23 protein-coding genes are annotated in these 24,948 nt (G+C 65.2%); 10 read left to right on the top strand and 13 right to left on the bottom strand.

Annotated features, from left to right (window positions below):
• Positions 1-47 precede the first annotated feature (47 nt).
• The 4 genes from J4G43_RS13850 to J4G43_RS13835 all read right to left on the bottom strand — a co-directional run bounded on the left by J4G43_RS13850 (position 48) and on the right by J4G43_RS13835 (position 4,145).
• Positions 48-1,556 (bottom strand): glycosyltransferase family 39 protein, encoded by a 1,509-nt coding sequence (locus tag J4G43_RS13850; protein ID WP_208085125.1) that lies wholly within the window; start codon positions 1,554-1,556, stop codon positions 48-50.
• A gap of 99 nt (positions 1,557-1,655) precedes the next feature.
• Positions 1,656-2,426, bottom strand: a complete 771-nt coding sequence (locus J4G43_RS13845) for a ribonuclease HII (RefSeq protein ID WP_208089316.1) — start codon at positions 2,424-2,426, stop codon at positions 1,656-1,658.
• Between the two features lie 76 nt (positions 2,427-2,502).
• Positions 2,503-2,958: a VOC family protein gene (locus tag J4G43_RS13840; protein ID WP_208085124.1), complete on the bottom strand. Its 456-nt coding sequence runs from the start codon at positions 2,956-2,958 to the stop codon at positions 2,503-2,505.
• A gap of 23 nt (positions 2,959-2,981) precedes the next feature.
• Positions 2,982-4,145, bottom strand: coding sequence for a PA0069 family radical SAM protein (locus J4G43_RS13835; RefSeq protein WP_208085123.1), 1,164 nt, complete (start codon positions 4,143-4,145; stop codon positions 2,982-2,984).
• Between the two features lie 210 nt (positions 4,146-4,355).
• Between J4G43_RS13835 and J4G43_RS13830 the strand changes: the two genes are divergently transcribed.
• Both J4G43_RS13830 and J4G43_RS13825 read left to right on the top strand, forming a co-directional pair.
• Positions 4,356-6,743 carry a phosphoketolase family protein gene (locus J4G43_RS13830; RefSeq protein WP_208085122.1) on the top strand — a complete coding sequence of 796 codons (2,388 nt, stop codon included), beginning with the start codon at positions 4,356-4,358 and terminating at the stop codon, positions 6,741-6,743.
• A 4-nt stretch (positions 6,744-6,747) separates the two neighbouring features.
• On the top strand, positions 6,748-7,929 hold the full coding sequence (locus J4G43_RS13825; RefSeq protein WP_208085121.1) for an acetate/propionate family kinase: 1,182 nt from the start codon (positions 6,748-6,750) through the stop codon (positions 7,927-7,929).
• A 179-nt stretch (positions 7,930-8,108) separates the two neighbouring features.
• On the opposite strand, the gene J4G43_RS13820 is transcribed toward J4G43_RS13825, so the two are convergent.
• Complete coding sequence (locus tag J4G43_RS13820) at positions 8,109-8,492, bottom strand: hypothetical protein (protein ID WP_071916148.1); 384 nt, start codon at positions 8,490-8,492, stop codon at positions 8,109-8,111.
• A 176-nt stretch (positions 8,493-8,668) separates the two neighbouring features.
• On the bottom strand, positions 8,669-9,508 hold the full coding sequence (locus J4G43_RS13815) for an RMD1 family protein (protein WP_071916149.1): 840 nt from the start codon (positions 9,506-9,508) through the stop codon (positions 8,669-8,671).
• Between the two features lie 333 nt (positions 9,509-9,841).
• Here J4G43_RS13815 and J4G43_RS13810 point away from each other — a divergent pair, with 333 nt between their 5' ends.
• The 3 genes from J4G43_RS13810 to J4G43_RS55310 all read left to right on the top strand — a co-directional run bounded on the left by J4G43_RS13810 (position 9,842) and on the right by J4G43_RS55310 (position 11,589).
• Positions 9,842-10,417: a glycosyltransferase family protein gene (locus tag J4G43_RS13810; protein ID WP_071916150.1), complete on the top strand. Its 576-nt coding sequence runs from the start codon at positions 9,842-9,844 to the stop codon at positions 10,415-10,417.
• Between the two features lie 66 nt (positions 10,418-10,483).
• Positions 10,484-11,461 (top strand): bifunctional helix-turn-helix transcriptional regulator/GNAT family N-acetyltransferase, encoded by a 978-nt coding sequence (locus tag J4G43_RS13805; protein ID WP_071916151.1) that lies wholly within the window; start codon positions 10,484-10,486, stop codon positions 11,459-11,461.
• Complete coding sequence (locus tag J4G43_RS55310) at positions 11,461-11,589, top strand: hypothetical protein (RefSeq protein WP_256461537.1); 129 nt, start codon at positions 11,461-11,463, stop codon at positions 11,587-11,589. The genes J4G43_RS13805 and J4G43_RS55310 overlap by 1 nt, the downstream gene beginning before the upstream one ends.
• A 251-nt stretch (positions 11,590-11,840) precedes the next feature.
• On the opposite strand, the gene moaB is transcribed toward J4G43_RS55310, so the two are convergent.
• Positions 11,841-12,404, bottom strand: coding sequence for a molybdenum cofactor biosynthesis protein B (gene moaB, locus J4G43_RS13800; protein ID WP_071916152.1), 564 nt, complete (start codon positions 12,402-12,404; stop codon positions 11,841-11,843).
• A gap of 156 nt (positions 12,405-12,560) precedes the next feature.
• Positions 12,561-13,496, bottom strand: coding sequence for a KPN_02809 family neutral zinc metallopeptidase (gene ypfJ, locus J4G43_RS13795; RefSeq protein ID WP_063985124.1), 936 nt, complete (start codon positions 13,494-13,496; stop codon positions 12,561-12,563).
• Positions 13,497-13,897: 401 nt separating this feature from the next.
• On the opposite strand from ypfJ, the gene J4G43_RS13790 reads away from it, so the two are divergent.
• Together J4G43_RS13790 and J4G43_RS13785 are read left to right on the top strand one after the other, a co-directional pair.
• Positions 13,898-15,028: a site-specific DNA-methyltransferase gene (locus J4G43_RS13790; protein WP_071916153.1), complete on the top strand. Its 1,131-nt coding sequence runs from the start codon at positions 13,898-13,900 to the stop codon at positions 15,026-15,028.
• 179 nt (positions 15,029-15,207) lie between these two features.
• Positions 15,208-15,534, top strand: coding sequence for a hypothetical protein (locus J4G43_RS13785; RefSeq protein ID WP_071916154.1), 327 nt, complete (start codon positions 15,208-15,210; stop codon positions 15,532-15,534).
• Between the two features lie 16 nt (positions 15,535-15,550).
• On the opposite strand, the gene J4G43_RS13780 is transcribed toward J4G43_RS13785, so the two are convergent.
• The gene (locus J4G43_RS13780) at positions 15,551-16,441 is read right to left on the bottom strand and encodes an SDR family NAD(P)-dependent oxidoreductase (RefSeq protein WP_225004880.1); all 891 of its coding nucleotides are present in this window, start codon (positions 16,439-16,441) and stop codon (positions 15,551-15,553) included.
• Positions 16,442-16,545: 104 nt separating this feature from the next.
• On the opposite strand from J4G43_RS13780, the gene J4G43_RS13775 reads away from it, so the two are divergent.
• Both J4G43_RS13775 and J4G43_RS13770 read left to right on the top strand, forming a co-directional pair.
• The gene (locus J4G43_RS13775; RefSeq protein ID WP_208085120.1) at positions 16,546-17,421 is read left to right on the top strand and encodes a LysR family transcriptional regulator; all 876 of its coding nucleotides are present in this window, start codon (positions 16,546-16,548) and stop codon (positions 17,419-17,421) included.
• A gap of 162 nt (positions 17,422-17,583) precedes the next feature.
• Complete coding sequence (locus J4G43_RS13770; RefSeq protein WP_208085119.1) at positions 17,584-18,270, top strand: glutathione S-transferase family protein; 687 nt, start codon at positions 17,584-17,586, stop codon at positions 18,268-18,270.
• A 58-nt stretch (positions 18,271-18,328) separates the two neighbouring features.
• Here the strand turns inward: J4G43_RS13770 and J4G43_RS13765 are convergent, their stop codons facing one another.
• From J4G43_RS13765 to J4G43_RS13750, 4 genes are all read right to left on the bottom strand, one after another.
• Positions 18,329-20,338: a HAMP domain-containing methyl-accepting chemotaxis protein gene (locus J4G43_RS13765; protein ID WP_208085118.1), complete on the bottom strand. Its 2,010-nt coding sequence runs from the start codon at positions 20,336-20,338 to the stop codon at positions 18,329-18,331.
• A 270-nt stretch (positions 20,339-20,608) separates the two neighbouring features.
• Positions 20,609-23,155, bottom strand: a complete 2,547-nt coding sequence (locus J4G43_RS13760; protein ID WP_208085117.1) for an HWE histidine kinase domain-containing protein — start codon at positions 23,153-23,155, stop codon at positions 20,609-20,611.
• 101 nt (positions 23,156-23,256) lie between these two features.
• A complete protein-coding gene (locus tag J4G43_RS13755; protein ID WP_071916162.1) occupies positions 23,257-23,424 on the bottom strand; it encodes a DUF1127 domain-containing protein in 168 nt (55 codons plus the stop codon).
• 53 nt (positions 23,425-23,477) lie between these two features.
• Positions 23,478-23,921 carry a nuclear transport factor 2 family protein gene (locus J4G43_RS13750; RefSeq protein WP_208085116.1) on the bottom strand — a complete coding sequence of 148 codons (444 nt, stop codon included), beginning with the start codon at positions 23,919-23,921 and terminating at the stop codon, positions 23,478-23,480.
• Positions 23,922-24,012: 91 nt separating this feature from the next.
• On the opposite strand from J4G43_RS13750, the gene J4G43_RS13745 reads away from it, so the two are divergent.
• On the top strand, positions 24,013-24,936 hold the full coding sequence (locus tag J4G43_RS13745) for a LysR family transcriptional regulator (protein WP_208085115.1): 924 nt from the start codon (positions 24,013-24,015) through the stop codon (positions 24,934-24,936).
• The last annotated feature ends 12 nt before the right edge of the window (positions 24,937-24,948 follow it).

Here is a 24,948-nt window from a genome sequence, read left to right as displayed (position 1 = left end):
CACGGCGCTTTGCGCCTTTGCCCACCCTACGATTTCAGCGTTTGTCGCTACGTCCCCTTCGGCCGCACGATGGCCCAGCCGATGCGCAGCAGCTGCTGGCGGCCGGTCACCAGCCATTCGAACGCGCGCGGCACTTCCGGAACGATGCCGGGAAAGCGCGCGAGGATTTCGGGTGGCGGGGTGCCGGCGGTGTCGGAGGCGCGCCAGACGACGACGCCGCCGGTCTCGCTGAACTTGGCCTGATTGATCCACGGCGTGCGCGCGGGCTGGGCATCGATGAAGAGATGCGGCCGGCCGGAATGCAGCGTGATCAGGCTCGCGAGCTGGGTCTCGCCGGCGACCGCGCGCAGGCGATGATTGGTGCGGCGGGCAAAGCTCTCGTCGAAGAAATCCGAGATCGCGCGCGCCGGCATCGAGGTCGCAATCTCGTTGGCGCCGGTCAAGGGCAGAAACAGCACGGCGAGCACGACGCCGGCTGCGGGCGCCAGGACGGCGGCAGCCCACACCGTCCGCAGCACCCGCGCGCGGCGCATCGCGATGAGGTCGCCGGCCGCCACCACCACGGCAAGTCCCGACACCACCAGCACGACACCGGCGCCGCCGACAACGGCATCGAGCCCGAGCACGCCGGAGATCAGGACCGCGCCGAGCGCAGGCGCCAGAGCGAAGAAATAGACGAAGTTGTGCGCGAGCGGCTCGACCGGCGGCCGGTAGATGATCGGCGCTTCCTCACCCTTGGCGACGAACAGGCCGCTATTGAGAAAGGTCAGCGCCGGGATCGCCGCCGCACCAAGCACGAGCCCGCCGAGCAGCCAGGCCGTGTGCAGCGCGCGGGCGTTCAGCGCGGCGACTTCAGGCAGGGTCGGCATGACAAGCGTCTCGGCGCGCATCAGCCAGACCGCATAGGGCAGCGCCAGCACGGCGACGACGATCAGCGCGAACAGCGGATCGAGCGCGCGTAGCGTCCGGCGTCCGCCGGCGGTCGAGATCGCGAAGACGACGAGCAGGAGGAGAAGGAAGATCGCCGCGGGCGTCGTCAGCAGCAAGAGGCCCGCCTCGATCGACCAGGCGAACCAGGCATTGCCGCGGCGCTGGCCGATGATCTGCCAGGAATGCAACAGCAGCAGCGCCCAGAGCGGCCGCGCCAGCACCAGCGGGCCAAAGTCCAGCGCCGGCGAGGAGAAGGCCAGCACCGTCATGGTCAGCAGCAGGGCGAGCACCGCCTGCTGTGAGCCGACCACGGCGCGGGAGAGATGATAGAGCGCGATGAAGGTCGCGACCTCGCAGAGCTGGGCGAGGACATAGACGCCGAACACGTGGCCGCCCGCGGCGCGGTAGGCGATGTCGGCGAGCCAGACCGGCAAGGGCGGGCCCAGATCGGTACCGACCTGGTACTCGCGCCCGAAGGCGAGCAGGGTCGCGAGCGTGCCGGGCGGGCTGCGATAGAACACAAGCGCCACAAACAGCCACATCGCGGCCTGGAGCAGCACGGCGATCCACACGATCAGCCGCGGCCGGGCGCGAATGAGCTCGATGACCAGGGAGGTAAACCGCATGCAACGTCCGAAAGATGCAGCCAACCCGTCCAGCCGGCCCTATTCGCTTACATCTGTTTTGATAAAGGGCGCTGCGCGTTGTGGCAACGACCGTCTGCCCTACAGGCCCGCTGACGCATCAATTTCAATGCTTGCTTCCACCTGCGCGTCCATCTCGGTCACCGCGAACAGGTCCCGCACCGGCTCGACGGTCCAGGGCATGTGCTTGGCCCGCGCCGCGGCGACGGGGGCGAAGAAGCTGCGGTGGTGGATGGTGGGACCGAGGCGGTCGAGCGCGTCGAGGTGCTCGGGAACGGCGTAGCCCTTGTGCTGCTCGAAACCGTAGCCGGGGCAGTCCTGCGCCAGCGCGCACATCAGCCGGTCGCGCGTCACCTTGGCGATGATCGAGGCTGCGGCGATCGACAGGACGATGCCGTCGCCGCCGATCACGGCCTCGCAGTCGCAGGCGGTGTCGAGCCGATCGCGGCCGTCGACAAACACATGACGCGGCGCGTCGGGCAGCGCCACCACAGCGCGCTTCAGCGCCCACAGCGAAGCACGCAGGATGTTGTCGCGGTCGATTCGGGAGCGCGAGGCGACGGCGACCGAGACCTGCGCGGTGGCACAGATCTTGTCGAACAGCCTTTCCCGCTCCTCGGCCGTCAGGCGCTTGGAATCGTCGATGCCGCGGGGAATGCGGTCGGGATCCAGAATCACGGCGGCTGCCACTACGGGACCAGCCAGCGGCCCGCGACCGGCCTCGTCGCAACCCGCGATCGGCCAGACACCGCGCTTGATCAGCGCGCGCTCGCGGCCGAAGCTCGCCTTGGCGGACGCGGCCTTCTTTGGCGTCTCTTTGACTGGCTTCCTGGCGGACTTATCTCGAATCATGGCCGGGATCGTGCGCAAGCGGCCCGGCCGGCGCAACCGGGAACCCCGGACAATTCCCGCTATTCAGACCAGCCGCCTACTCGGCCAGATGCACCCGCCGGTCCTCACCGACCTCGATGCCCGGCGCGACCACGACTTCCCAGGGATGGCCGTCAGGATCGGCGAAATAGCCGGAATAACCGCCGTAATCGGTCTCATGCGCCGCTTTCAGCAGCGCGGCGCCCTTGCTGACGGCGAAGGCCAGAACCGAATCGACCTCGTCCCGCGTGGCGCAGTTCCAGGCGAGCGTCATGCCGCGGAAGGTCGCGGGCCTCGGATTGTCCGGTAACTTGGCGTCGGCCGCGAGTTTGTCCCAGTGAAACAGGGCCAGCACCGGACCACCGGTATCGTAGAACGCAACCGCCTCGCCGGTCGCCTTCAGCCGACGCAAGAAGCCGAGCGCGTCATAGAAGGCGATGCTGGCACGAATGTCGCTCACACCCAGTGTGATGACGGTGAGCCGCGGCACCGGCGCGGTAAGTTCCTGGCTCATGCTACGCCTCTTCCGTTTCCCGATCAGAACAGGCTGAGCTGATCGCCGTTCCGCTTCGGCCTCGCAAAGTGATCCGTCGTCAGCTTGGAGCGCCGCTTGTTCAGCCCAAGCCTGTCGCAGGCGATCTCGAAGCGGCGGCCGATGGTCCAGGCCATCGGTCCGGTGCCCTTCATCCGCTCGCCCCATTTCGCGTCGTAGTCGCGGCCGCCGCGCATGTCGCGGATCAGGGTGAAGACGTGGCGGTAGCGGTCCGGATAATTGGCCATCAGCCATTCGCGGAAGAGATCACGCACCTCCAGCGGCAGCCGCAGCAGCACATAGGAGGCTTCCTTGACGCCGGCATGGGCGGCGGCATCGAGAATGCGCTCGATCTCGGAATCGTTCAGCGCGGGGATCACGGGCGCGACCATCACGGTGGTCGGAATACCGGCCTCCGAGAGCTGCTTCAGCGCCTCCAGCCGCTTCGGCGGCGTCGCCGCGCGCGGCTCCATAGTGCGCGCGAGCTTTGGATCGAGCGAGGTGACCGAGATCGCGACCTTGGCGAGGTTGCGCTTGGCCATCCGCGCGAGAATGTCGATGTCGCGCACGACCAGCGCCGACTTGGTGACGATGCCGACGGGATGGCCGGCGCGCTCCAGCACTTCGAGAATGCCGCGCATGATCTTACGCTCGCGCTCGATCGGCTGATACGGATCGGTGTTGGTCCCGATCGCGATCATCCGCGGCTCGTAGCCGGTCGCGGCCAGCTCCTTCTCGAGCAGCGCCGGCGCATCTGGCTTAGCAAACAGCTTTGACTCGAAATCGAGCCCCGGCGACAGGCCGAGATAGGCGTGCGTCGGCCGCGCGAAGCAATAGACGCAGCCGTGCTCGCAGCCGCGATAGGGATTGATCGAGCGGTCGAAGCCGATATCGGGGGATTCGTTGCGGGTGATCACCTTGCGCGAGGTGTCGACGCCGACGTCGGTCTTGAACGGCGGCAGCTCCTCCAGGCTCTGCCAGCCGTCGTCGAAGGCGACGCGGGCCTCGGCCTCGAAGCGGCCGCTGGCATTGGACTGCGCGCCCCGCCCTCGCCTGCGCTGCTTGTCGATGGCGACCGCCAGTCCGGGAAAATCAGAGTCCGCACCCGCCGGCTCGGAGGGCGCCGTGACCGGCGGGTGCTTGAGAGCATGAGAGGATGCTGGACTCATGAAGCCAAGATAGCACGCCAAAGGAACAAATCAAGAACACAAACAAAAAACTGAAAAACAACCCCATGCAAAGTAGCCGCCCAAATTTCGGGCGCGGTCCCTTGACCTCACGCAACACACAGGTCGCGGCGATCCTGTTCGATGCCGGACAGGGATCAATCGCACCGGAACAAAGTTGGTGTCGATCGCTGGGTGAAGGTCAGCAGGAACATGACAAATCAACGACAATCGGCCTCAGGGAGCAGCGAGCTCGATCTGCTCGATCGCTATTGGCGCGCCGCGAACTACCTCTCCGTCGGGCAAATCTATCTGCTCGACAATCCGCTGCTGCGCGAGCCGTTGCGGCCGGAACACATCAAGCCGCGTTTGCTCGGCCATTGGGGCACGACGCCCGGTTTGAACTTCATCTACGCCCATCTCAACCGCGTCATCCGCGCGCTCGATGTCAGCGTGCTCTATATCTGCGGTCCCGGCCATGGCGGCCCGGGCATGGTGGCCAACACCTATCTCGAAGGCAGCTACAGCGAAATCTATCCTGACGTCGCGCGCGATACGGACGGATTGCGAAAACTTTTCAGGCAGTTCTCCTTCCCCGGCGGCATTCCGAGCCACGCGGCGCCGGAAACGCCGGGCTCGATCCACGAAGGCGGCGAACTCGGCTACGCGCTGGTGCACGCCTATGGCGCCGCATTCGACAATCCCGACCTGATCGTCGCCTGCGTCGTCGGCGATGGCGAGGCGGAAACCGGCCCGCTCGCGGCGTCCTGGCACTCCAACAAGTTCCTCAATCCCGCCCATGACGGCGCTGTGCTGCCGATCCTGCACCTCAACGGCTACAAGATCGCGAACCCGACCGTGCTCGGACGGATGCGCGACGCGGAGATCCGCGACCTGTTCCGCGGGTTCGGCCACGAGCCGCTGTTCGTCGAGGGCGACGATCCCAAATTGATGCACCAGGCCATGGCGGACGCGCTAGACGTCGCGCTCGCCAGCATCCGCTCGATCCAGCAGCATGCCCGCGACGGCCGCAACAGCGTCGAGCGGCCGCGCTGGCCGATGATCGTGCTGCGCAGCCCGAAGGGCTGGACCGGCCCGAAGGAGGTCGACGGCAAGAAGGTCGAGGGCTTTTGGCGTGCGCATCAGGTTCCCGTTGCGAGCTGTCGCGAGAACCCGGCGCACTTGAAAATCCTCGAAAACTGGATGCGCAGCTACGAGCCCGAGAAGCTGTTCGACGGCAGCGGCGCGCTCATTCCCGAGCTCCAGGCGCTGGCGCCCGAAGGTAACAGGCGCATGGGCGCCAATCCGCACGCCAATGGCGGCCTGCTGAAGAAGGAGCTGAAACTGCCGGACTTCCGCAGTTTTGCGTTGGACGTGCCGCAGCCCGGCGGCGTCACCGGCGAAGCAACGCGCGAGCTCGGCAAATTCCTGCGCGACGTCATCCGCCTCAACGCCGAGGCGCGCAACTTCCGCATCATGGGCCCGGACGAGACCGCGTCAAACCGGCTCGATGCCGTGTTCGAGGCGACGGAACGGGTCTGGATGGAGCCGACGGAGCCTTACGACGTGCATCTCGCACAGGACGGCCGGGTGATGGAGGTTTTGAGCGAGCATCTCTGCCAGGGCTGGCTCGAGGGCTATCTGCTCACGGGACGGCACGGCTTGTTCTCCTGCTACGAGGCCTTCATCCACATCGTCGATTCCATGTTCAACCAGCACGCCAAATGGCTGAAGGTGACGCGACATCTGCCCTGGCGGCGACCGATCGCCTCGCTGAACTATCTCCTGACCTCGCATGTCTGGCGGCAGGACCATAACGGCTTCAGCCATCAGGATCCCGGCTTCGTCGATCTCGTCGCCAACAAGAAGGCCGACATCGTCCGCATCTACTTCCCGCCCGACGCCAACACGCTGTTGTGGATCGCCGATCACTGCCTGCGCACCTATGACCGCATCAACGTCATCGTCGCCGGCAAGCAGCCGGCGCCGCAATGGCTGTCGATGCAGGACGCCGCCACGCATTGCGATGCCGGCATCGGCATCTGGACCTGGGCCGGCACGGAGGATGCGGATGGCGAGCCCGACGTCGTGATGGCCTGCGCCGGCGACGTGCCGACACTGGAGACGCTCGCCGCCGTCGATCTGCTGCGCAAGGCGCTGCCCGACCTGAAGATCCGCGTCGTCAACGTCGTCGACCTCATGACGCTGCAGCCGAAAGACCAGCACCCGCACGGCCTGTCCGACCGTGACTTCGACAGCCTGTTCACATCAGACAAGCCCGTGATCTTCGCCTATCACGGCTATCCCTATCTCATCCACCGTCTCACCTATAACCGCACCAACCATGCCGGAATGCATGTGCGCGGCTTTGCCGAGGAAGGCACCACGACGACGCCGTTCGACATGGTCGTGCTCAACGGGCTCGACCGCTATCACCTCGCGATCGAGGCGATCGCGCGCGTGCCGGGTCTGGCGACCAGGGCCGCGCAGGTGCAACAGCAGTTCCGCGACAGACTGATCGAACATTCGCACTATGTGCGCGAGCACGGCGAGGACATGCCTGAAATTCGCGACTGGGTCTGGCCGGGCAAAGCGGGTTGACGTCATGACGGCGTCGGCCCTCGTGCTCAACTCGGGCTCGTCGAGCATCAAGTTCGGCCTGTTCGACATCGCGGCGGACGAGCCTGCCCTGCTCTGCAAGGGCCTGCTCGACGAGCATGAGGCGAAGCCGCGGCTCGTGGTGAAAAGCCCTGCGGGCGGAGACCTGTTCGAGACGCAGAGGGAAGCATCCGATGCGGACAGCGGTCATCTGTTCGCGGAGGTGCTCGGCTTCATCGAGGAGCGTTTTGCCGACCACCGCCTGCGCGCCGTCGGTCACCGCATCGTTCATGGCGGGCCGGATTATTCGGGCCCGGTTGAGCTGACTGACGACGTCTACGCAAAGCTGGACGCACTGACGCCACTGGCGCCGCTGCACCAGCCGCGGTGCCTTGAACCAGTCCGCACCATCAGGGCAATAAAGCCCGACCTGGCGCAGATCGCATGTTTCGACACCGCCTTTCATCACAGCATGGCGCCACCCGCGAGCCGCTTCGCCATCCCGCGGCGCTATGAAGAGCGCGGTATCCGGCGCTACGGCTTTCACGGCCTCTCGTTCGAATATGTCGCGGGGCGCCTCGCGAAAATCGCGCCGCAGTTCGTTGCCAAGCGCACCGTCATCGCGCATCTCGGCAATGGCGCCAGCCTGTGCGCGTTGCGCGATGGCCACAGCGTCGACACCACGATGGGGCTGACGCCGCTCGATGGCCTCGTGATGGGCACCCGGAGCGGCACCATCGATCCCGGCGTGCTGCTCTATCTGCAACAGCACGAGAGGATGTCGGTCGAGGATGTCCAGCACCTGCTCTATCACGAGTCAGGCCTGCTCGGCGTCTCCGGCATCTCTGCCGACATGCGCACGCTTCTGGCAAGCGGCGAGGCTGCGGCGCGGGAAGCGGTCGACCTGTTCGTCTTCCGTGCGGCGCAGCAGGTCGCGGTGATGGCGACCACACTGGGCGGACTGGACTGTCTGGTCTTCACCGGCGGCATCGGCGAGCATGCGAAGGAAATCCGCGCCGCGATTGGTGAGCGGCTTGGGTGGCTCGGCGTGCATATTGACGCGGGTGCGAATGACGCAGCATGCGAGCGGATCAGCGGCAGTGGCAGCACCGTCAATGTGTTCGTCATTCCGACGAATGAGGAGCTGACGATCGCTCGGCATTGCGCGGCTGTGCTGCGAGAGAAATGAAAGCCCGGTCGACCGCTGCATCTTTCCCTTCTCCCCCGTGGGAGAATTTCAGCGGGCCATGACTTGTCGGGCCATGACTTGTCGCAGCGCTGCTGCGCCACTGTCGAAAGGACCATGGTGCTCAAAGCAAACGATTTCGCCAGCGCTTCGAGCACCATGGGCCAACTACGTCGCTCCGCTCAGTACGGAGAGTACCCGCCCGGGCAAACATAGTTTCCGTAAGCGTCATAGCCGCAGCCGCTGCGGTAGTAGGCCCCCGTCGCAGCTGCGCCGATCGCCGCGGCCCCCACTGCCGCCGCACCGACGCCGTAACGATATCCGCGATACCCTGCATAAGCGCCCCGATAGCCGTAACGCCCGCCGCGCACGGCGACAGCACCGCCCCGATATCCACGCGCCGCGACCGCGCCCCCGCGGTAGCCTCCTGCCCGCACGGCACCGCCGTGGAAACCTCCTGCGCGCATGGCGCCGCCGCGACCGCCGCGGGCAGATGCGTCATCGGGAGTGAAGGCGACAAGCAGCATAGCTGCGGCTGCCGAAGCGATGAGAGCTTGACGCAACATCAGCGTACTCCTTCTTCGAGGGAGGAAGCCGCGGACAGCTGCACATCGCGTTGACCGCGGGTCCGATCGAAGTCTCGTGCGCTGGAGCTTCGTGCCTTTGATTTGGATCAACGTTCATCTACATGAACGACGGTTCCCCGCCCGCACAGTGGCGTGCAGGCCGATCTCAGGCCGATCTAATGCGTGCCCGACAGGATCTGGATGCACCCGATCACGACCTCGATCACGATCAGCACCACGACTGCGATTTCCAGACGCAGCGAGCGCTGGGTGTCGATGATGTCGGTGAGCGCGTTGGCGGTTTCCGACACCGCGGTGAGCTTGCGCTCGAGCGTATCGAGGCGCTCCTTCAATTCGTACTCGTCTTCGAGACGGGCATAGAGGCGGTCGAGCTCGGGCTTCTCCCAGAGCACGTCCGGTTTCTCGGCCACCGCGACACGGCCGGCGACGCGCTGCTGGACCAGAAGTGCATTGCCGATCAGTTGCAAGATGCCCTTGCGCCGGGGCGGCGTGCGGCCCTGCTCGGCGAGCCCCCGCGCGAAGGGCTCGATCACGTCGAAAACCGCGGCGACGCGGCGCTCGTCGCGGGCGAGCGAGGTGCTCTTGGCGAGCGCGTCCGCAACGATCAGCAGCCGATCGTCGGAGAATTTGGCGAGGCAGATCGGCCCGCCGGGCTGGATCGCCTCGGCGTTCTCATCCTTGCAGAGCTGCGCCTGTGCGATCTCCTCTTCAAAAGGGCTGAGCTCGCCGGTCACCCGCGGTTTCAGGCTGTCGATCAGCACCTTCTCCTCCGAAGGGAGGAGGCCGATCAGCACCACGACGCCGTAGCGAAAGATCACGACGAGCCCGGCATGGACGCGGAAGGCAGCAGGCGTCGAGGAGACAGGTGCGCCAAGCTCGAGCCCGGACGGATTGATGCGTTCGCCCAGCATCACGGCGCGGATCCGCAGGGTCGGCGCGGCCTCCGGCTTCGGCGATGTTGGCGTTATGCCAACGGGAAGTTGATCGGCGTTCACTGGACTATCTCATTTTGCGCGGCGAGCGTTACACGTTTTTCCCGTCGCAAGGTTTGTGTCAGACTGCCGGTGCAGCCTTGCGGACCTGCCGTCCTCGTCCCGATCATATCGGCAGAGAATGCCCCGTTTGAGGCTCACGAAAACGAGATTCGCCGAAACATTCGGCAACAACGCCACCCCGCGCGCGACATATTCGGGTGCGATGGACTGCCCGTGGCTTACCATTGCGGACCGAAGCGCCGTCCAAAAGTTGCACTCGGCGATGCCGCGTGTTTATGACAATATCATAACGAGCTACGCTTCTCCCGAAGTGCGGACACCGAAGCCTCAATCATGCTGAGCGTCATCATTCCGACCGAAGGCGTCGAGCAGACGGCGGTCGCAACCCTCGCCGCGCTGGTGCCTGGTGCCGCCGCGGGCGTCATCCGCGAAGTGCTGCTGGTCGATGGCACCCGCAACGGTGTCATCGAGCGCGTTGCCGACGTCGCAGGCTGCCGTTTCATCGGCTTCGAGGGTTCTTCGCAGGGCGCGGCGCTTGCCGCCGGTGCGCTCCAGGCCCGTTCGCCCTGGCTGATGTTCCTCCCGGCCGGCGCCGTGCTGGAGACCGGCTGGATCGAGGAAACCACCCAGTTCATCCAGGCTGTCTCGACCAGCGGCAGGGATCGCGCGGCGGTGTTCCGCTACACACGGTCGCCTTATGCCGATACCGGGTTTCGCGACGTCCTCAGGGCCGTGGTGCGCAAACTGGTCGGCCCCCTCGGCGATCAGGGACTCTTGATCGCGCGCGATCATTACGACCGGATCGGCGGCTACCCGCCCCAGGCCCGCCGTTCCGAGGCGCGGCTGCTCCGGCGGCTCGGCCGCTCGTCCCGGACCATGCTGCGCAGCCGGATCGTCATGGTCGGCTGACGTCACCGATCTAATACTTGCCAAAGTCAAATAATTGTTTGACAATGGCAAGTATCGAGGTGACCCATGCCATCCGCCCTTTCGTCATCCAGCCCTTCGCCATCCGTCCCCGCTTCGACCGAACAGGTCGCTGACGACCAAGTCCAGGCGGTTCGCGCCTTCAACCGCTTCTACACCCAGAAGCTCGGCGTGCTCGACCAGCAGCTCCTGAAGAGCCCGTTCTCGCTGAGCGAGGCGCGCGTGCTCTACGAGCTGGCCCATGGTGGCGAGCAGTCGGCCAAGGAGATCGGCATCGCGCTCGGGCTCGACGCCGGCTATCTCAGCCGCATCGTGCAGAACTTCGATGAAAGCGGCTTGATCGCGCGCAAGCCGCTTCCGAGCGACCGCCGGCAGGTTCAGCTGAGCCTGACCGCGAAGGGCCGCCAGGCGTTCGCCAAGCTCGAACGCTCGTCCCAGGACGACGTCGCCGCGATGCTGCGGCCGCTGCCGGATGAGGAGCGCGGCAAGCTCACCGGTGCGATGGAGACGATCGAGCGGCTGCTCGCCATGCCGCGCATGCCATCCCCGCGCGCGACCCTGCGCGAGCCCCGGCCCGGCGACATGGGCTGGGTGGTGCAGAGCCACGGCGCGCTCTATGCCAGCGAATACGGTTTCGACTCCGGCTTCGAGGCGCTGGTCGCCGAGATCGTCGCGAAATACATGACCTCCTATGATGCCTCGCGCGAGCGCTGCTGGATCGCCGACATCGAAGGCCGGCCGGTCGGCTCGGTATTTCTGGTCAAGGCCAGCGACGACGTCGCCAAGCTTCGCCTGTTGCTGCTCGATCCGGCCGCACGCGGACAGGGGCTAGGCCAACGGCTGGTCGCCGAATGCGTCTCTTTCGCGCGCGCCTGCGGCTATCGGCGGATGACGCTGTGGACGCAGAGCCATTTGGTCGCCGCGCGAAAAATCTATCAGGACGCAGGTTTCAAGCTGACCGCCACCGAGCCGCATCGCAGTTTTGGCCAGAACCTCACCGGCGAAACCTGGGAGCGCGATCTCTGATGCGGCGGCACGCGCTCATCACGGGAGAGCTCGTCGATCTCTACAAGCGCCGGGCGCGACGGCTGCACGTGGAGGCGCGCCGGACTATGTGGCGCGTGGTGTGGGGCTCGCTGCGGCGGAAGAGCTAGTCGCCATCACTGGCGCAGCTGACGCGATGCGCATGATTGTGCCCTCGCCCCTTGCGGGAGAGGGCAGCGACGCCAGTAGATACGAACTCACTTGGGTATGTCTCCGAGTACTCCGTGCGGATGGAGACCCCTCATCCGGCGCTTCGCGCCACCTTCCCCCACATCCGCCTTCGCCAAGGCTTCGGCGGACATGAGGGGGGAAGGGAAGAGGTCCGCGCCTAGCTCAGCAAAGCAGCGTCAAAGCAACGCACTTACACCGTCGCGCCCTGCGCCTTTGCCCTTCGCAGATGCTCGTCCAGGCGCGGCATGATCTCGACGAAATTGCAGGGACGCGTGCGGTAGTCGAGCTGGGCCGCGAGGATGCCGTCCCAGCCGTCGCGACAGGCGCCGGGCGAGCCCGGCAGGCAGAAGATGTAGGTGGCGCCGGCGACGCCGGCGGTGGCGCGGCTCTGGATCGTCGACGTGCCGATCTTGGCGTGGCTGAGCATGTGGAAGGCGATCGAGAAGCCGTCCATGCGCTTCTCGAACAGCGGCTCGATCGCCTCCGGCGTGACGTCGCGCCCCGTAAAACCGGTGCCGCCGGTGGTGATGACGACGTCGACGCCGGTATCCGCAATCCAGCGGCGGACGACGGCGCGGATCGCCTCGACATCGTCGGTGACGATCTCGCGCGCGGCGAGATGATGGCCCGCCGCGGTGAGGCGATCGGCCAGCGTCTGGCCGGACTTGTCGTCGGCGAGCGCGCGCGTGTCGGACACGGTGAGCACCGCGATGTTGAGCGGGATGAACTGTTTCGTTTCGTCGATGGAGGCCATTGGTCCTTCCTCTCGTGTCCCGGACGCGATGCAACGCGTCAGCGGTGCGTCGCAGAGCCGGGACCCAGAGCTGAGAGACCGGCATTGTGGGCCCCGGCTCTGCAGCGCACCGCTGAAGAAGCGCTGCGCTGCGTCCGGGGCACGATGTCCTGGCGACTACGACCCGCTGCCGAACGTGTTGCAGGCCTGGACGGTGCCTTGCTGGTAGCCGGTCATGAACCACTGCTTGCGTTGCGCCGCCGAGCCGTGCGTGAAGGAATCGGGCACGACGCGTCCCGTGGCCTGGCGCTGCAGCGTGTCGTCACCGATCGCGCTCGCCGTGGTCAACGCGGCGTCGATGTCGCCGGGCTCGAGGAAGTTCGGACGCTTTTTCGACTCGCGATTGACCCAGACGCCGGACAGGCAATCGGCTTGCAATTCGACCTTCACCTGGAGCGCATTGGCCTCGGCCTTGCTGCCGGCCTGCTGCTGCAGCCGCGTCACGCGCGGAATGATGCCGAGCAGGTTCTGGATGTGATGGCCGGCCTCATGCGCGATGATGTAGGCGGTGGTGAAGTTGCAGGCGGACTTGCCGGAGCAGCCGCGGAAGCGCGTCTCGACCTCGCGGAAGAAACTGGTGTCGAGGAAGATGGTACGATCCGGCGGACAGTAGAACGGCCCCATCGCCGACTCTGCCCGGCCGCAGCGGCCGCCATTGGTGACGTTGCGGAACAGCACCACCTTCGGACCAGTGTAGGACTGGCCGCTGGCCTGGAAGATTTCGCTCCAGCGGTCGTCGATCTCGCCGAGGATGCCGGAGATCATGCTGCCCATCTCGTCGGTCGGCGCGCCGCGCTTGGCGGAGGTCGACTGACGATCGGTCTGGTAGGAAGGCGCCTGGCCGCCGCCGGTGAGGATCTCGGCGCCGCCGATCAGGATGCGCGGATCGATGCCGAAGGCATAACCGACCAGGCCGAGCACGATGATGGTGCCGATGCCTAGACCGCCGCCGCCCATCGGCAGGCCGAACCCGCCTCCGCCGCCGCCCATGCCGCCACCGCCGTCGCGGCGATCCTCAATGTCGTCGCTGCGGCGGAAATCATCATAACGCATGGCGGGTTTCCCTCAGTCCTCAATTGGCGTCATTTGGGCGCAGAAGCGCGAAAGCTCAACGCGCCACACACGTAAAATTTCCAATGCGTTAATCAATATCCCGCTCGGCAATTATTGCCTAGTGCGACAGCATGCCGATGCCAGCAATTTTTTCCGGGGTCGTGCAATTTTTTCCGAGAGAAATTTGGCGACCTGACTGCTCCCGCAACGCGAAGAAATACGAAATACACTGGAAAACACGACGAATGCGTAGAGCGAAACGCGCGCCGTGCGCGATGCGAGGGATGCTCACGAAAGCGGCGGGTTAAGTCGATTTTTACTTTGCCGCTCCATTGTAACGGTCAGTCGGTTGTTTGGTCCCGCGTCGCCGACAGCGTCGCCTGAGTCAGAGTTCTTGAGTCATGGTAGTGTCGCGTCGCGGGGCGTCTGCAAGGGCGCCCCGCACAAATTTTGAGTCCGCTTCGCACAGCATCATCCTCGGTGATTGCGTCGCCGAGATGTCGAAGCTTCAGGCCGGTTCGGTCGACCTCGTGTTCGCCGATCCGCCCTACAATCTCCAGCTCAAGGGCGATCTGAAGCGCCCCGACGAATCCCATGTCGATGCCGTCAACGACGACTGGGACAAGTTCGATTCGTTCTCCGCCTATGACGATTTCACCCGTGCCTGGCTGCTTGCCGCCCGCCGCGCGATGAAGCCGTCGGCGACGATCTGGGTGATCGGATCCTATCACAACATCTTCCGCGTCGGCGCGATCATGCAGGACCTCGGCTTCTGGCTCCTGAACGACATCGTCTGGCGCAAGTCGAACCCGATGCCGAATTTCCGCGGCCGCCGCTTCACCAACGCGCACGAGACCATGATCTGGGCCGCGCGCGACGAGAAGGCCAAGGGCTACACGTTCAACTACGAAGCGCTGAAGGCCGCGAACGAGGACGTGCAGGCACGGTCCGACTGGCTGATCCCGCTCTGCACCGGCGAGGAGCGCCTCAAGGGCGCCGACGGCAAGAAAGTGCATCCGACGCAGAAGCCGGAAGGCCTGCTCGCGCGCGTGCTGCTGTCGTCGTCGAAACCCGGCGATCTCGTGATCGATCCCTTCAACGGCACCGGCACCACCGGCGCGGTCGCCAAGCGTCTCGGCCGCTCCTATATCGGCTTCGAGCGCGACAAGACCTACGCGAAGGCCGCCGAAGCGCGCATCGCCGCGGTCGAGCCGCTGCCGGAGGAAAGCCTCGCCCCGTTCATGACCGCGCGCGAAGCGCCGCGGGTCGCGTTCTCCGAGCTGATCGAGCGCGGCATGATCATGCCCGGCACGAAGCTGTTCGACGCCAAGAAGAAGCTCGGCGCACTCGTGCGCGCCGACGGCGCCATCATGCTGGGCGACAAGGTCGGCTCGATCCACCGCATCGGCGCCGTGGCGCAAGGGGCGCAAGCCTGCAACGGCTGGACCTTCTGGCATGTCGAGACCAAGAAGGGTCTCAAGCTGATCGACGAGTTCCGTGCCGAGATCCGTGCGGGGATCGGGGCGGAGTAGTTTTCTCCGCGGTCCCGTAGGGTGGGCAAAGCGAAGCTTGCCCACCACCTTGGAATATGCCGCAAGCGACGCGGTGGGCACGGCGCTTCGCGCCTTTGCCCACCCTACGGCTCCTTGAATGCCGCCACAGTCAGGACTAGATTTCACCGATCAGCCCCGTCCTGACCGGTCCGGCTCCCATGCGACGACAGTCCGAGACATTGCTGCTGGTGCCGCTGCTGCCGATCTTCCTGCTCGGCATGTTTCCTATGTTCCTGATCGCCCTGCTCGGCTTTTTCGGCCTCGCGATCTTCGGCGTGCTGATGGTCTGCGTCGGGCTCGCCAGCAGCAACGAGGCGCATGACAATTTCAATCACGACGTCATCGTACATGGCTACGCGCGCGGATCGGAGCGCAAGACGCGGGCCTCCAGCATGCACGCAGCAACGCGGCTCGCGATGCGGCTGGACGCTGTCGGCGCCGGGATGATCGTCATCGCCGTCGTCGGCCTGCTCTATTCCAGTTGAGCGTCGAGGCGCGGCCTCACGGCGCCAGACGTGCGATCAATCGATCGGAGGCATCCATGAGCGCCGTCGCGTAAGATCGCTCCGCAGACGAAGGGCTCGGCAGGATCGCCTCAGCCTTGTTGTTGAACATGACACCGCTGCGGCCGTTGAGATCAGGCGACACCAGGAGCGGCACCAGTCGCTCGGCATAGGCGTCCGGCTCGACCATCATGAAGCTGGTCAGCCAGTTGATCAGCGCGACGAGCGCACGCGACCCGAGCAGATTGGCGCGAATATCGGTCTTCACGAAGCCGGGATTGAGGCCGAACACATCGACAGCGGCAAAGCGCCTGGCGGCCTCGAGGACAAGCACTTCGTTGCCCGCCACGGTGTTCGAGTGGGCCGCGAACCGCTTGTAGCTCCGTTCCGAATTCAGATCGGCGACATCGGCCCTCTGCTCCGTCCCGGGGAATCCCATGACGAATATCCGAGGCTTGAATGTAGCCGTGGCCCTGTCACTTCCAAGACGAGAGGTGATCGCGTTCAGGATGACGAAGCGGCTCAGATAGCTGACGGCAAGATCGCGTTCGATGCCTTCCGCCGTCACCTCACGCCTGGGCCCCGCCATGATGCCGGTCGTGAAGACGACGATGTCGAGCGTCTCGGCGGGAAGCTCACGGCCGATCCGCCTGGCTTCCCGCATCAGGCTCAGATCGGCCTGCATGAATGCGATGCCCGGCACGTTCTGATCGCGGGACGTCTGGCCGACGACGAGGACACGCGCCCCCTTGGCCGCCAATTGGCGGCTGAACGCCCGGCCAATGCCGCCGGTGCCGCCAATCACCGCCACATTCAATCCAGCGAGCCTGAGGCCTTCGAGCGCCGGCGGATTCACCTTCAGGTTCTTGTCGAGTTCTACGCGTTTCATGGATGGCTCGCCCTGCAATGTCAGCAAAGGGCAGATGGACCTTCCACTCAGTGGAATAAATACCGTAAAATGGAACTGATTGATCCATTGATGGAATAATGAAAATGGCGTTGTTGAACGATATGGCGCTGTTCGTGGAGGTCGCGAAGGCCCGCAGCTTCCGCCGCGCCGCCAAGACCCTCGACATGCCCAATTCGACGCTGTCGCGCAGGATCGATCTCTTGGAGAAGGAGATCGGGCTTCGCCTGTTGAACCGGACGACCCGCAAGATCGAATTGACCGAAGCCGGCCAGATCTACTTCGAGCGCTGCAGGCGCATCGTGGGCGAGGCGCGCCTGGCGCATGAGCAACTGGACGGGATGCTGGCGCAGCCGAGCGGCATGCTCCGCGTCTCGCTGCCGGTGGATTTCGCGAACACCTATCTCGCACCGTTGATCGCCGAATTCGCGCAGCAATATCCCGACATCGATTTCGAATTCGACCTGACGCCGCGACGTGTCGATCTCGTATCGGAGCCGTTCGATCTGGCGATCCGCGTCGGAGAATCAGAGCCGTCCCACATGATCGCGCGGCCGCTCGCCCGCATGCCGGGATATCTCTACGCCTCGCCGCGCTATCTCGACATCAACGGCGAGCCGCATGAACCGGCGGACCTCACCCATCATCAATGCCTGTGCATGACGAAGGTGAGTGCGTGGACGTTACACAGGGGCACGCAGATGGAGCAGACCGACGTCGGCGGCCGTTTTCGGCTCAACAACGTGGGACTGATCCGCCGCCTCGCAACGCTCGACATGGGCATCGCCTTTCTGCCGCAGGAGATCGTGGCCGACGAAGTGGCGGATGGCCGGCTGCGTCGCATCATGCCGCAATGGCAGGGCTCGCCCGTCACCGTCTACGCAGTCACCGAGACGCGCCTGCTGCCAGCCAAGACGCAGCGCTTCATCGAATTCCTGCGGGAACGGCTCAGCCGGACTTGAACCGCCATTACGGCGGCGATCGGCCCTTGTTACGCCGGCTGATCTGCGTACCGCGCAGACACCGCCCTGCAAACTCGCCGGTTGCTCTCCCAGGCGATATTCAGGCAGAGAAAGCCACGATGCTGCATTCATTCTCTAAAAAAGGGAATCGGGGAGACAAACATGCTCAAATTCTATTTCAACGGATCGCCGAACCCGACCAAGGTCGCGCTTTATCTCGAAGAGGCCGGCCTGGCCTTCGAGCCGGTCAAGATCGACACCCGCACGGGCGAGCAGTTCGCGCCGGACTATCTGAAGATCAATCCGAACGGCAAGGTGCCGGCGATCGACGACAACGGCACCATCGTGTTCGACTCGAACGCCATCCTGCTCTACCTCGCCGAGAAGACCGGCAAGTTCCTCCCCGCCGCCAACGTCCGCGGCGAGACGCTGTCATGGCTGATGTTCATTGCCACCGGCGTCGGGCCGTATTCGGGCCAGGCCGTGCACTTCAAGCATTTTGCGCCGAAGGACCAGAACCACGACTACGCGCATAACCGCTACCAGTACGAGACCGATCGCCACTACAAGATTCTCGACGGTCACCTTGAAGGCCGCAGCTATATGGTCGGCGACAGCTATTCGATCGTCGACATGGCGCTGTGGGGCTGGGCGCGGATGGTGCCGTTCAAGCTCGGCGACGATGCCTTTGCGCGCTACCCGAACGTGAAGCGGCTGGTGGACGAGATCTCGGCGCGGCCTGCGGCGGCGCGCGCGATCGCCCTGAAGGACAAGTTCACCTTCAAGGCCGAGATGGACGACGAGGCGCGCGCCAACATGTTCAAGCACATGACGACGAAGGTCGCCTGATCGCACTTCGCAGCTTTTGGAGGCCACGCGCATGCGCGTGGCCTTTTGCGTTTGCGGCTCAGGCGGCGTGGACCGAGTCCAGGAACTTCGCGACTTCCTGCTTCAGCCGGTTGCTGTCTGAAGACAGCGAGCGCGCCGCCGAGAGCACCTGCGAGGAGGCCGAGCCGGTCTCGGAGGCGCCGCGCTGCACGTCGCCGATATTGGTCGAGACGCGCTGCGTGCCATGGGCGGCCTGCTGGACATTGCGGGAGATTTCCTGTGTGGCAGCGCCCTGCTCTTCCACGGCCGCGGCGACCGTCGACGAGATCTCCGACAGCCGCTCGATGGTGCCGCTGATCTCCCGGATCGAGCCGACCGACTCCTCCGTCGCGGCCTGGATGCCGGAGACCTGCTGGGCGATTTCGCCCGTGGCCTTCGCGGTCTGCTCGGCCAGCGCCTTGACCTCGGAGGCGACCACGGCAAAGCCGCGACCGGCCTCGCCCGCACGCGCCGCCTCGATCGTCGCGTTCAGTGCCAGCAGATTGGTCTGGCCGGCAATCGTGCTGATCAGCTCGACCACGTCGCCGATGCGGGCGGCCGCCTTGGACAGCTCGCCGACGCGCTCATTGGTCCTGCTTGCCTGCCCGACCGCCTCGTTGGCGATCCGGGCGGATTCCTGCACCTGGCGGGCGATCTCGGTGACCGAGGAGGACAGCTGCTCGGTCGCGGACGCCACCGCCTGCACATTGGCCGTGGCCTCCTGTGACGCCGACGCCACCTCGGTCGACAGATTCTGCGCGCGCGTCGCGGTCGCCGTCAGCGTGCCGGCGGAAGCCTCGAGTTCGTTCGATGCCGACGACACGGTGTCGACGATCTCGCCGACCGCCTGCTCGAACTGGTCGGCGAGCCGGACCATGTCGGCCTTGCGGCTCTCCGCCTGCCGCGCCTCGGTCTCGGTCTGCTCCGTGCGCAGCCGTTCGGTGTCGATCATGTTGGTCTTGAACACCTCGATCGCCTTGGCCATGTCGCCGATCTCGTCGGCCTTGCCGCGTCCGGGAACCTCGACCTCGAGATTGCCGCCGGCCAGCAGCCCCATCGCGCGCGTCATCGAGGTCAGGGGACCGACGATGCTGCGGGCGATCAGGAAGGCGACGATCAATCCGAACAGGGTGGCAAGGCAGCCCGCGATCGCCTGCACGGTGGTCGTGCCGTCAATCACGGCTTCGGCCTGGCTGCGCGACTCCTTGTAGTCCTTCTTCAAGGCGGCTTCTGCGACCTTGAGCTTGGAGATGCTGTCGACGATGAGGGGCGCGAGGCTCTTGTGGTAGATCTCGTCGGCCTGGAGCATCGCGGCCGACGTCGTCTCGAACGCGGATTTGTAGATTCCGAGCGAGGTCTTCACCGGCGCGAGCGTCGTGCGCAGTTCGGTCGCCTGCGGACTCTTTTCGAGCGCCGAGAGGCGTTGCGACGCCCTGTCCACATTGGTTCTGAAGTTGGCGGGCCCCTTGCTGTCGCGCAGGGCCAGGAAACGCCAGTTCGCGATCTGGACGAGAAGGAGCCTGGATTCGAGATCCGCAACGAGGGCCCCGGTGTCTTCGTCGACGGCTGCGCGCGCCACATCGACCAGCTTGCCCATCTTGACAGTCAGCTCGTCACCGCTCGGCAGCAGCGTCGCCTTGCCGGTCCGCGCCTCATTGACGGCGTCGCCGAGATTGTCACGCAGGCTTCGCATTTTCGCGATGTCGGCGATCAGATCGTTGTAGAGCTTCCGCCGCTCCTCGGAGAGCGTCCCCTGCGCCCCGACCTTCAACAGCTCGGTCGCCGCGGTCTCCCGCTCTGCGGCCTCCTTCATTGCGGGCTCGCTGGCGTCGTAGATGTAGCGCAGATTGGCGCGCTGGATCGCCTGAAGATGGGTCGAGACCTCCAGGACACGCGCCGTGCTGTCCGAAAACGCCGAAGCCTTTGCGACCTGGTCCTGCACGGACCGCAAATTCCAGATGGCGACCACCGCCATCACGAGACCAACCGCCACCAAGGCCATGAAGCCTGCGTACAGGCGCCCCCTGATCCGCAAACGAAAGTTCGGCATTCCCACTGTCCACCCAGGTGCATGTGAATTCGGGCGGACGAACGACCCCGGCAATCGTCACGGCCACCCCCGGCAGCCGCGAGTCGCTTTTCGGCACCCACGCTGCACCGCGGTACAATGAGGGACACTCGTTAATTGAACCTTCCGATTTTTCGCGCATGTGTGCGCCGGCCCGCACAGGACCTGCTGATTTTATCGGCAGTTGCGCAGGTTTCGGTGCAAAGCCCGCAGCCGCTTGCAGAGCGCTGCACGCGTCGCCGGGATGGATGTCTATTGGGCGACCGTCCCCTGCAATTTGCCGAGCGCGTTCTCGACGACTTCCAGCGTGTAGGGCTTCTGGACCACCGGCGCGGACGCCAGCTCTTCCGGGATCGGCGCGCGCTCGCCATAGCCGGTCGCGAACATGAAGGGCACGCCGATCTCCTTCAGCTTCTCGGCCACCTTGATGCTGCTCTCGTTACCGAGGTTGAGATCGAGCAGCGCAAAACCCGGACGCGTGCGCTCGATCGCGCGCAACGCCTGGTCGACGCTCGCCGCAGTATCGACATGGCGGGCGCCGAGATCGAGCAGGATGACTTCCGCCGCCATGGCGATGATCAGATTGTCCTCGACGATCAGTGCCGTCTCGGAAATTCGCGGACGGGCGGGTTGCTGCTCCTCGACGCGCATGGCGGCTCCTCCGATTGATGGCACCAGTTCGACAAAATTGGGCGGGATGATAAACTTGGCCTGGACCCCGAGCAGGTCGAAGCGGATTTCGGCTTCGCCCTTGAGGTCGAAGGGGACGGAACGCTCGATGATGGTGGTCCCGAAGCCGCGGCGCGACGGCGGCTGCACTGGCGGACCGCCGCTCTCCTTCCATTCGATGACAAGGCTTGAAGACGGATCGAGACGCCACACCACCTCGACGCTGCCGGTGGAATCGGCCAGCGCGCCATATTTGGCGGAATTGGTCATCATCTCGTGCACGACGAGCGCCAGCGTCGCGAACGCCTTGGGATCGAGCGCGACGTCGGGCCCGCCCATCTTCACGCGGCCGGCGCGCGCGCCGAGATAGGCGCCGGCCTCGGACTCGACCAGCGAGCGCAGCGCAACCGGCGCCCAGTTCAAATTGGTGATCTGGTCGTGGGCGCGAGCCAAGGCCTGGATGCGGCCACCGAGCACGCCGGCGAATTCCTCGACCGACGTGGCGGTGTCCTTGCTCTGCGCCACCAGCGCGCGGACGAGGCTCAAAATGTTGCGGACGCGGTGATTGAGCTCGGCGATCATCAGCTCCTGCCGCTCCTGCGCGCCGCGACGCTCGCGGGCGGCAAGGTCGGACAGTTGCAGGATCACTTCGAGCAGCGTGACGCGCAGGCTCTCGGCGATGCGGATGTCGGCCGTGGACCACGGTTTCGACTGGCCCGCCACCGTTTCCTGCCAGAGCTCAAAGCTCTTGCGCGGCGTCAGCCGCGGTCCGTTCGGACCCTCGTCATAGACCTTGTCGGGCGCGCCGGCCCAGTTCACCGAGCGCACGACCTCGCGCCGGAAGAAGATCAGGCAATCGCGCGGAGTCCGTGAGATCGGAATGGCGAGAAATCCCGCCGCGCGGTCGCGAAAGGACTGGCCCGCGGCATAGACCTTGGCAATCTCGGCACTGGCGAAAATCCGTCCCGGCGAGGTTCGGTTGATGAAGGCAACCAGATCCTTCACCTCGTCCTCGGTCGGCGTCTGGCCCTGAAGCGTGATCTTGTTGTCGGACCACACCGCCACGCCGTCGCAATCGATCATCCCGCGATAGTCGCCGAGGAAGTCGACGATCGCGCGCCGGCTGTGCTCATGCGAGGCCGCGGTCTCGATCAACCGCTCCTGCACCTGGTGAGCGCGCATCTCATAGGCGACATTGCCCTCGCGCTCGCGCCCCTCCACGATCCAGGAGAACATCTGCCCGAACAGCTCGGACGCGGTGCGCTTCTCGAACGAGATGTAGCGCGGCGAATAATGATGGCAGGCGAACAGGCCCCAGAGCTTGCCGTCACGCAGGATCGACACCGACATCGAGGCGCCGACGCCCATGTTGCGCAGATATTCGATGTGGATCGGCGAGACCGAGCGCAGCACGCTCATGGAGAGATCGAGCAGCCCCGCATTGTGCGTGGCCGTCGAAAACAACGCGGCTGGTTTCGAATTGATATCGGCGATGATGCGCAGCCAGTTGCGCTGATAAAGGATGCGGGCCTGCTTGGGGATGTCGGAGGCCGGATAGTGCAGGCCGAGGAACCGTTCGAGGCCGGCTTCCGCAGCTTCAGCGATCACCTCGCCCGATCCGTCCGGATGAAATTGATAGACCATGACGCGGTCGAACCCGGTCAGGACCTTGAGCTGGCGCGCCGCCTCGCGGGCGAGCTCGGTCATGCCGCGCGTCTTGCGGATTCGCTCCAGCATCAGGCGGACGAGCTCGCCGGAATTGACGCCGGGCTCGTTGACGCTGGGCTCCGCCTCGATGACCAGATAGGCGCCGGAGAAGTGGATGGAGAGATCGTAAGGCGGTTTGCCGGGCTGGAGCTCGACACCGAACATGCGCTCGGTCGTATCGGGGCCGCTGAGATGATCGACGCGGCTGCGAATGGTCTCGACGGCGGCTTCCGAGATGACGCGCGACAACGGCTGCTGGAGCAGGTCGGCGACGTCAGTCCCGAGAAAGCTGTCGACATTGTCGGAGGCCATGCAGATCGTGAAATCCGACAGCACCGTGAGCAGGAAGCCGAACGGCTGGACGCTGCCGGGGATGTGGATCGGCTCGCGATCGCAATTGGTGAGATTGACCGCCTCGTTCATGCGCGGTGCCTCCGAACCGAGCAAACGCCCCGCGGAACCCGAAGGTTCCGCCGGCTACGATAAAATGGGAGGCAGGCGGCGCCTGGATCTCGTCCGTTCGTCTAACTCCGTCGCACCGGTCTCCTCAGTTCGTATGCGATCTCCGCCCGGGTCATGCCGCAGTCCTGAAGCTCCCGGTCGCTCATGGCGGCGAGCTGGTACCGGGCCTGGGACCGCTCGCGCCTGACATGGACGATCGCTATCAGCCTGCGCCAGATCGACACGACCATCGCCGAACGAGGCCGACGGCACCGGTCGGCGGACGAGATGGTCCTCAATCCGGTCAGCTCGCGGCCCTCACGGGCGTCTGCGGAAACGGACCGAGCGCCTTCTCGGTCAGGGTCGAGTCGCAATATTCCCGGATCTCCTTGATCTTCCCGTCCTCGAGGCGAAACACCAGGCAGTAGTCGTTGTCATAACGAACGCCCTCGGGCGTGACGTTGTCGCCCTTGGCTTCCACCACGACGACGTCGCCGTCGGCGATGAAACGGTGAGCTACGGTGCGGGTCCGGTCGCGCAAGCGGGTGCGCACATAACCGTGCAGATCGTTGAGGATCGCCTCCTTGCCGGTGAAGGTGCGCGACCAGGAATACTGGCCGGTCACGACCCATCTGGCATCGTCGGCAAGGCTTGCGGTGAACAGGGCCCGGTCGCGTGCGGCCGGATCGGGGCTGGCGGCGGCGGCAAAGATATCCTGCATCAGTTTCTTGTTGGCGCTCGCGCTCATGGCGGCATCTCCGTTTGGTGGCAACACGGAGATCATCCCTGCCGGATAAGAATTCTTCAAATCGATAGTTGATATGATATCTATTCGCCTCATGAATTTGAATTCGCTTGACCTCAATCTCCTGACCTCGCTCGACGCGCTGCTGCGCGAGGCCAATGTCAGCCGGGCCGCGCTACGGATCGGGCTGTCGCAGCCGGCCGCGAGCCACGCGTTGCAACGCCTGCGCGACATCTTCGGCGATCCGCTGCTAGTGCGCACCGGCGCGCGCATGGAGCTGACGCCACGGGCACAAGCGCTCCGTGCACCGCTGGCCCAGGCGCTCGACCAGGTGCGCGGGCTGTTCATACCCGACGACTTCGACGCCGCGCGCAGCGAGCGGCAATTCCGCCTGATGATGCCGGATCTCGCGGTCGAGCTGCTGATGCCGCCCTTGATGGAGAAGGTGACGCGGGCCGCGCCCAACGTCCGCATCGACGTCGTGCCGTGGCGGGGCCCTGCGATCTTTCACACCGAGTTCGCCCGCACCATCGACCTCGTGATCTCGATCGGCAACGCCTTCAAGGGCTTTCACCGCCAGTTGCTCTACACCGACAGCGACGCACTGGCGGTGCGGCGCGGTCATCCCATGGCTGCGAAGCTGAAGCGGCGCGAGACGTTCCTGGCAGCGCGCCATGTCGGCGTGATCATCCGCGGCCAACCGGAGGATCTCATCGACACCTGGCTGCGGACCAAGGGCATCGAGCGGCACATTTCGCTGGTGGTGTCAGGCTATCTCGAAGCGCGGCACGTCGCCGCCCGCACCGACCTCGTCGCCTTCGTGCCGCGCCGGCTGATCGCGGCGCTGTCGAAGCAGCTCGGCCTCGTCACGGTGACGCCGCCGCTCGATCCCGGGATCGACGAGCAGTTCATGTTCCATCCGACCCGTGCGCAGATGGATCCGGGCTCGATCTGGCTGCGGGGGCTGATGCTGGCGACGGGACGGGGATTGGAGCAAGCCAAGCGCAAGCTCTCGTAGGGTGGGCAAAGC

The sequence above is a fragment of the Bradyrhizobium barranii subsp. barranii genome (genome assembly GCF_017565645.3).
Classification (GTDB): Bacteria; Pseudomonadota; Alphaproteobacteria; order Rhizobiales; family Xanthobacteraceae; genus Bradyrhizobium; species Bradyrhizobium barranii.
The sequence above is the reverse complement of the archived record's forward strand: the minus strand, read 5'-3'. Positions and strand labels throughout refer to the sequence as shown.